This is a genomic window from Okeania sp. (assembly GCF_983059655.1).
The window spans coordinates 1-7,370 of record NZ_CEZPJD010000388.1 but is presented as its reverse complement, the minus strand read 5'-3'; the positions used below and the strand labels follow the sequence as shown (position 1 = coordinate 7,370).

At 39.0% G+C, this 7,370-nt stretch carries 9 protein-coding genes; 8 read left to right on the top strand and 1 reads right to left on the bottom strand.

Features of this window, described 5'->3' with window-relative positions:
* Positions 1 to 66 precede the first annotated feature (66 nt).
* Positions 67 to 426, top strand: a complete 360-nt coding sequence (locus AC3DU7_RS20060; protein WP_488041072.1) for a hypothetical protein — start codon at positions 67 to 69, stop codon at positions 424 to 426.
* 110 nt (positions 427 to 536) lie between these two features.
* Here AC3DU7_RS20060 and AC3DU7_RS20055 read toward each other — a convergent pair whose 3' ends face one another.
* On the bottom strand, positions 537 to 824 hold the full coding sequence (locus tag AC3DU7_RS20055) for a hypothetical protein (RefSeq protein ID WP_488041071.1): 288 nt from the start codon (positions 822 to 824) through the stop codon (positions 537 to 539).
* A gap of 345 nt (positions 825 to 1,169) precedes the next feature.
* On the opposite strand from AC3DU7_RS20055, the gene AC3DU7_RS20050 reads away from it, so the two are divergent.
* The 7 genes from AC3DU7_RS20050 to AC3DU7_RS20020 all read left to right on the top strand — a co-directional run.
* Positions 1,170 to 1,547, top strand: a complete 378-nt coding sequence (locus tag AC3DU7_RS20050; protein ID WP_488041070.1) for a hypothetical protein — start codon at positions 1,170 to 1,172, stop codon at positions 1,545 to 1,547.
* Complete coding sequence (locus AC3DU7_RS20045; protein WP_488041069.1) at positions 1,525 to 1,773, top strand: hypothetical protein; 249 nt, start codon at positions 1,525 to 1,527, stop codon at positions 1,771 to 1,773. The genes AC3DU7_RS20050 and AC3DU7_RS20045 overlap by 23 nt, the downstream gene beginning before the upstream one ends.
* The gene (locus AC3DU7_RS20040) at positions 1,773 to 1,973 is read left to right on the top strand and encodes a hypothetical protein (protein WP_488041068.1); all 201 of its coding nucleotides are present in this window, start codon (positions 1,773 to 1,775) and stop codon (positions 1,971 to 1,973) included. The genes AC3DU7_RS20045 and AC3DU7_RS20040 overlap by 1 nt, the downstream gene beginning before the upstream one ends.
* Before the next feature lie 134 nt (positions 1,974 to 2,107).
* On the top strand, positions 2,108 to 2,608 hold the full coding sequence (locus tag AC3DU7_RS20035) for a hypothetical protein (protein ID WP_488041067.1): 501 nt from the start codon (positions 2,108 to 2,110) through the stop codon (positions 2,606 to 2,608).
* A gap of 112 nt (positions 2,609 to 2,720) precedes the next feature.
* Positions 2,721 to 2,954 (top strand): hypothetical protein, encoded by a 234-nt coding sequence (locus AC3DU7_RS20030; protein WP_488039635.1) that lies wholly within the window; start codon positions 2,721 to 2,723, stop codon positions 2,952 to 2,954.
* Positions 2,945 to 3,511 (top strand): hypothetical protein, encoded by a 567-nt coding sequence (locus tag AC3DU7_RS20025; RefSeq protein ID WP_488039634.1) that lies wholly within the window; start codon positions 2,945 to 2,947, stop codon positions 3,509 to 3,511. Before AC3DU7_RS20030 ends, AC3DU7_RS20025 begins: the two co-directional genes overlap by 10 nt.
* A 738-nt stretch (positions 3,512 to 4,249) precedes the next feature.
* On the top strand, positions 4,250 to 7,370 hold a 3,121-nt coding region (locus AC3DU7_RS20020), incomplete at its 3' end, for a plasmid replication protein, CyRepA1 family (RefSeq protein WP_488041066.1).

Sequence of the window (7,370 nt, the reverse complement as noted above, 5' to 3'; positions counted from 1 at the left end):
TGATCGCTTCAATTAGTAGGCGCTATATATAGTGCCTTTGCGTAAGTCCTGATTAATAATAGAGCAATGAAAAAAGCTGTAGCCACTTCAGAGACTAAAGTTGGACGAGCAGTTTGGACTTCTATACCAAGAAACACAAGAGTGATTATAGATAACTGGGTAAACGGCCGAGAGAAGTTGTCTGACTCAACTATAACCAAAGTTATTGAATATTATACTTTCGATGATGTCCATGAAAGGGCTAAAAATACTTACAGGGCATTTGCTCCTATGGGTATCCGTAACTGGGTGAAAGAAGCGGTGCAGTATATTAAGAAAGACCCTGCTGATATTGACCCCAAGGAAGCTTTAGTCTCTATAGATGACAAATTGAGTCTGATTCAACAAACTGTCCAGGAGTTAGGTCAACATTTCCCTGCGCAATAATCTACCAAAATGTAAAGTTTAAAAAGCATGGTCTGAAAGAACAGCCATGCCTAGACGGTTAGTCGAGTCTTTTCTCTTAATCCAACAGAATAACCTAGTTTGTGGTGACGTTATTTTTTACTTTTAGAGTCACCACTTTTATCTTTTACTTTCTGTTTGCCATTATCTTCCACTTTGCTTGCTTTTGTAGAATTATCATTTCCTTTAGCCTTCCTTTCAGCTATCAAGTTTTTGTAGACCTCCATCTTATTCATTTCTTCTATCAACACAGGCAGTCCTTTTTCAGCTACCAAGACAAAAGAAGCTGATAGACTTCTGCCAGTCTCACTTGAAATCAACTCTATAGCATCCATTAAATCGTCTGGAACAGCTACAGATATATATCGTCTTTCTGCCATATCCTCGACATCCTATTGATATAAACAAAGTTTATACCCAGTATACTATTGACATCCTGCGAGGATACTGGGTATATTGTAAACATGAGCAAACAGGAAACACCGACTGGATAGAAGGGTGTCGTCCCTAGAATCACGGGGTAGTTTCCACAAAAGTTGCCCATATCTCATGTACATACCAAGGATATCTCATTATTAGCAGCCTTGTCCAGTAGTCCTTTTCCTGCTGTCCAGAGCGAGTATCTATCCTGTAATTTCAGGCTCTTTACTAACTCTCGTTAGTAGACGCTAAAGGGGTAGTTTATGAGGCTATTAGTAAATCTTAAACTCTAGTTCTAAAAGGAGATGTTTAACAGCAAAACTATAGACAAAATCAGAACCAGTATTTTTATCGCTTTAGGTGATAAAGATTTTTTCACTAGGAGCCAACTTTTAGAGGCTCTAAACCGTACAGGATTGAAAATATCTAGCTCTCAATTCACTAGGGACGTTGACCTTCTCAATCAGTGCAACGTCAAAGGTTTTACCCACTTTAAGTACGACAAGGGTTATGACCGCAAAAGCTGTGAAGCTATGGTAGCTTACCGTTCCCTAGCGACTTCTAGAGGACGCGCCCAAGCAGTTTACCATCTAAATACTGTTATTAATTTATTGGAGAACGATGACAACAAACAATGGGGCAATCATACAACAATTGAATGTGAAGCAATCCCAGTCAATTAAGCAACTCTCACAATCTGACAATACTGATGACGCTCGCATCCAAGCTCGAAAAGATGCTATTGAATGGGGGCAAGCTTACAAAAAGTATCTCACCGATTACAAAGAAGAGGCTCGGATGATTATCCAAGAGAAAATCTTCAGAGAAAAAGATGAGAGTTTGGAATCACTAGATTTAGATGAATCTATATTCTTCCCTGCTTTTCCAAATACCCCCCATATAGGGTGATGGGAGTTACTTACGAGACTATCGCCACCGATAACTACTACTTCCTTCGGGAACCGCGAGAGCAGAGGCAAGTTTTTCTCACTTTGACAATTGAAGGGAGAGTTTATATTATCTCAGCTCCGGTGACTTTTCACAGGGCTATAGCTGAGATTGAAGTTGAACTTAGATTAGGTATTTTTCGTGATGAAGACGACCAATAACACTTTAATTGACCCCACTTTCCTAACGGGTTTCATCCTAGCACTTCTGCTAGTTTCACTGCCAATAATCATGGCAAGTGCATTTAACCAAAGTAATCAAAATCAAAACAGTCAAATTAATCAAGGAATTAACGATGGGACTACTGAAACAGTATTTCAGAAACGATGACAAAAAGGCATCATCAGGCGCTTTAGGCTCTGGAAGTCACGCTATCAATAAAGATGAGATTATCTCTGGTGGCGTAATGAGTAGATTCTCACCCGATAATACTCCCAATTGGCAAGGAATCCAATCTGCTCCCACGTTAAAGTCCCCTAGATATATGAGTCCTAGTGAAGCTAAAGCTTTAACTGCTCACAGAAAGCAACTAGCAGTTAAAGTGAAAGCTACCAGGACTGGACTTCAGGAGCTACAGCGCATTGACAAGTATGATACCAAGGCTGTTACTTACTACTCTCGTTACGCTAAAAATAACGCTAGAGAAGGGCTTAAGCAGACTCGTAAGCTTGCGAGCGTAGGCCGTACTCTACACAGTTTACGACCTGGTTATGCTGGCGTTAGCACAGGATTACAGCGTGCTGACAACTCAGCTCAACAGCAAATAGAGGCCATTGCAAATAACTTGAAACAGTAGAAGGCACAGTAGTTCTGGGGATTAATATAAACTTTTAATATAAAAGTTTAATATAAAAGCTGGAAATGCCCTCAGAACTACTCAAAGTAAAAGATATCTGGCCTATTTTCTAATGAATAATTTATCACAATTTTTCTTTTTGTGGGGATGGCTATTATCAGGTTTAAGTACGTCATCTCTACTTAACCTAGCTATGAAGCATTCATCCACTCTACGTTTACCAATTATCTTACTGCTAGGATTTGCGATCGCCGTTTTGACTTTCTTATGGCTAGAACCTGAACTGAGAATATGGTCGATAGTTATTGCTATATGTTTACTCGGAGGTTCTCTGATATGGATTTAAGGCCATCTCTCCTGTTGGAGATGTTAAAGTCATTTAGAACCCTCTTAATCTCAGCAGCAAGCGTCGCCACTTTCTCATCCCTTGTTCTTTTCGTAGCACCTACAGCGTCATCCGATACCGCTATCAAATCACTACTCTACTCAGGTAGCTTACTTTCTGGCTTATCTACTATTGGACTATCCCTAGCGATTAACAGATACTCACCTATTTTTACCATACTCAGGAAAGCTGATGATGAGACTTTTACTCACACTATAGCCACCTACATCTATGAGCAAAAGCAGGGAATTCCTGAATTACCAGTTACAGATGAGCCGATTGAAATTTACCCTGAGCAACTTCCAAATAACACTTCCACTACCACTAACGGACAATTTCCAACTAGCTTAATCACGGAAGTCGGTAGGTTAGTAAGTGAAGGTAAGTCCGATACTTTCATTATCGAAAATGTGTTGCAGTGCAAAGGCAGAAAATATCAAGAGGGCAAAACTAAACTCGCTGAGATTAAAGTTTTGTTGAGTCAATTACAAGAGGACTTTGAAAATAGCAATGCGTGATTCAATCAATGTAAGAATTATCTCAAATGAACAGTCCGCTGTTCTCTTTTTGGCAGATATGAATGACCTGGTGAAGCAAAGAGGTTGGAGATTGATTAAGCAACCCTCTTACAAGGAAAGCAGGAAAAGCCCCGACGACTTACTCGTATATACAGAGTGGATTAAAGGGTAGCTGCTAAGGCAAAGAAAGGTAAGAAAAAGGTGAAGTGGCGATATCGCCACTTCACTTTAATAGCTATTAAAACATGAGGAGAAAAAGGCGATATACCTCACATATCTTTTCCGTAAATATTAATATTCCCAACTGCACCTAACTATACCTTGGATATAGCAGGGTGAGTAGCAGACAAGCTGTGCACTGATATCAGCGCACAGCTCTGTTGTCTATCTTCTTTTCTCCTCCTGCTTCAAAGAAGTCAAACTTACGACACAGACCCTACTAGGCTCTCTTCCTTTTTACTCAATTATTATTTTTTTCTACTAAACCAAAATCGTTCCGTGGTAGTTTGTAGCTTATAAAAAGTAATTTAATGTAAATTTAAACCTGAAAGCCTTTATTGGATAGTTACTTAATCATCCCATCGTTTACCCATTTCAGAAAAACATCGCTACAATAAGATCATCCGCACAAAAATTTTTGCAAATTAAGCATAAGTTTTTAAAAACATGTGAGTAGGCAAAAAAATAGCGCAGCTAGTCCAACTGCGCGATTAAATTCTAAGTTCAAAGATTAATACTATGCTAACAGATAAAACATTCATTCGCAAGGAAAACTCTCTAAATTATCACGGTGACTTTAATAGCTATAGCTCATCATCCCATGACGGACAACAGCATAATTGGGAGACATTCTCTAAATTAAGAGAGACTTGCCCTATATGCAATGGGAAACACAAGCGCTGTCGGACTAACGGCAGTTTAGTTATCTGCGCTGAAGACTGGCAGATACCTGGTTGGAAAAATATAGGGCAGGATACAGCAGGTATTGGTTATCGCTACAGACCTGATTCATCTCAACTATCTGAATATAAGAAGTTACCAAAACCAGTCCCTGCAAAGCCTTCAAAAGCGTCACACCTAACCCAAGGGGATATTAATAACTCCCTCCTGGATATGCTGTGTCACCAGTCTGTAGAGGATTGGGCAAAAGCTGATTTACTGAAAAGAGGTATTGAGCCAAGTGGGTTAGTAGGTAAATCATTCCCGAAAGGTGTCATAGATGATAGATATGAAGGCTTGCCTGGTACATACAGAGACACTCAAGGTAGATTGAGGATTAACGTTCCCAGCGACAGTTACTTTTGTCCCGCATTCAATGAAGATGGTTTGATTATCGGTGGTCAATTAAAAATCAAAGGCGGTAAATATATTTGGTTAAGTGCTGGTAGTAAAGGTGGTTACAATCAACGTATTAATGGTAAAACTCCACATACTCTTTGTAGCTTCAATAGAGATAAGCGAAGCCAGTTTTTTGTTAACGAAGGCAAGGGTGACAAACAAAGGAACAACGTTATTTTATTCAGCGAAGGACTTCTAAAGCCATTCATAATCAATCAATTGTCCGGCTATCCTTGTATCGGTGCGGTCGGGGGCAACTTCAGGGGAAACTTTGATGACATAGATAAATTTATCTCAAAAATTACTAATAATCATCCAGACCAATTTACTTTTGCCATTGCTGCTGATGCAGGGAGTGGAATTAATGATTTAGTGGTGAAACAATATGCAGTACTGGTAAAGCATATTAAGCAGAAATACAGTAAAGAACTTTATGTTGTCTGGTATGGTCAATACGATAAAAATCATCTTGATTTTGACGATATTTTGGCTACTGAAAAAACTAAATATTCGTTGATTCCTTTCTACAGATTCAGCAAGAAAAATGAAGAGTTTCGGACACTCCAAGGTAAAAAACAGCTTACGGCTAAAAGTAAATTTTCAGAAAAATATATCCCCGCAGGCGAACATTTTTGGGGGATGGAGTTGGAGAAAAACGCTATCTTCGAGTTTACGAAAAAGATTAACAAAAGTGAGCGGAGTGTTTTAGCTTTGAAGTCTCCTATGGGAACAGGCAAGACTGAAGCTTTGAAGAAGATACTTGAATTACTTAATTGTGGGATATTCTTAATTGGGTATCGGAATAGTTTATTGTTGCAAACAGGAGAAAGGATACCCAGTATTTACCATCAAACAGAAATTGTGAATAGGAGTCAGTTTGCAGCAAAAACAGAATCTATAGCTCTATGCGTTGATAGTTGCTGGAAAATCCAAACTGAAGACGTTAGGGAGAAAGTATTGGTATTTGACGAACATCCGCTAGTAATGATGCACGCACTAACGAGCGATACCTGTAAAGGGAATCGTCACAAACTCATTACTCACTTATGGGGATTATTAAAAAACTGTGCTGGTGTGGTGATAATGTCAGACCAACTTACTGATAGAGAAGTAAAGCTTATTCAAGAGACTTCTGAGATCACGGATGAGAACATACTAACGGTCGAAAATACCTATCAAATGCCGTCGAGGAGTGTAGCGGTGTACGATTCTGAGAAACATCTCAGGCAGACATTGAATGACGCTATAGCGGAGGGTAAAAGGGTTTTTCTGGCTACTGATTCCCAGAAATTCACTGAGGTATGGGGAAGGAAGACGACCGAGGAAATCAAGCATGATTGCAGGACCTTGATTATCAACTCTGAGACTCTCTGTCGAAAAGAGGTGCAGGCTTTTCTTAAATCTCCAGATGAACACTTACATCTCTATGATTTCGTATTAACAAGCCCTACTGCTGAATCAGGGTTAAGTATAGATGAAAGGGGGTATCTTGATGCAATATTTGTCAGGTGGACTCACCTGGGAGCAGACGCTTGCACTCAAATTATGCACAGAGTGAGAGATACTGACTGTCCTGTACATTTATTTGTTCCTAAATGCAGGAATGCAAACAAACCAATAAATAGCCTTTCTGATGAGATATCTAACCTCATGGATTCAGTTTACGGTGAAAGCCAGAAACTGAAGTCCAGATATAAAGATGGAAGCGGAGAATTGCTTTATGGATTAAGTATTTCAATTTATTCATCTATAGTTGGTTATAAAGATTCTCCTTTTGCTAAATACTTGGATGAACTAAATGAAATCAGATTGTTAGAGCAACATAGTTTCAGAGACTTGCTGGTGCATGATTTAAGGTTGAGGGGTTACGACATTACTGAAGCAGAGGAAATTGAAATAGAGAAAGACAAGATAAGCGTGACTAAGCAATCTGAAGCGGTCAAGCAAGAGAAGTCCCTTGCTATTTTGAACGCAAAAACATTAAGTGATGACGAGTACGAAAACGCAAACAGGAGGGAGGTTAAAACCCCTGCACAAATGGCAGAATTAAGAAAATACAATCTTTTGAAGCAATTCCCTAGTATCAATGAGTTGAGAGGTTGGGGAGTAGATTTAATCAAAGAACTCACCTTTAATAATCCAGAGAAGAAAGCTAAATTGTGGAAACGACACCTTTTAGAGAATGAAGGTTTGAATGAACTTATTAGAGATAAAAAGGTAATCAATAGTGCAATACATGGGTTTTTCCTTATTGACTGGGATATAACACATTCTGTAATAGAAGAGTTGAAAAGTTTGTCTCTGTTGCCCCTGTTAATGAAGAGCAAATGCTTTCACTCTGAGAGTATGTTGCTTAAATCATTCATCGATAAAGTAAACAATTGCAAGTGCTTACCCAAGCAGGGGAAATTAGGGAACATACAGTATCTCAATAAGGTACTTGATTTAATTGGTTATAAAGCAAACTGCAAAGGTCAAGTCAGGGCTAAGGATGGTAGCAGAAGGCGTGAATATGTGATAG

Excerpts from the sequence above, each read along its gene's own strand:
- AC3DU7_RS20060 (WP_488041072.1), top strand. The coding sequence starts at position 67 with ATGAAAAAAGCTGTAGCCACTTCAGAGACTAAAGTTGGACGAGCAGTT.
- AC3DU7_RS20055 (WP_488041071.1), bottom strand. The coding sequence starts at position 824 with ATGGCAGAAAGACGATATATATCTGTAGCTGTTCCAGACGATTTAATG.
- AC3DU7_RS20050 (WP_488041070.1), top strand. The coding sequence starts at position 1,170 with ATGTTTAACAGCAAAACTATAGACAAAATCAGAACCAGTATTTTTATC.
- AC3DU7_RS20040 (WP_488041068.1), top strand. The coding sequence starts at position 1,773 with ATGGGAGTTACTTACGAGACTATCGCCACCGATAACTACTACTTCCTT.
- AC3DU7_RS20035 (WP_488041067.1), top strand. The coding sequence starts at position 2,108 with ATGGGACTACTGAAACAGTATTTCAGAAACGATGACAAAAAGGCATCA.
- AC3DU7_RS20030 (WP_488039635.1), top strand. The coding sequence starts at position 2,721 with ATGAATAATTTATCACAATTTTTCTTTTTGTGGGGATGGCTATTATCA.
- AC3DU7_RS20025 (WP_488039634.1), top strand. The coding sequence starts at position 2,945 with ATGGATTTAAGGCCATCTCTCCTGTTGGAGATGTTAAAGTCATTTAGA.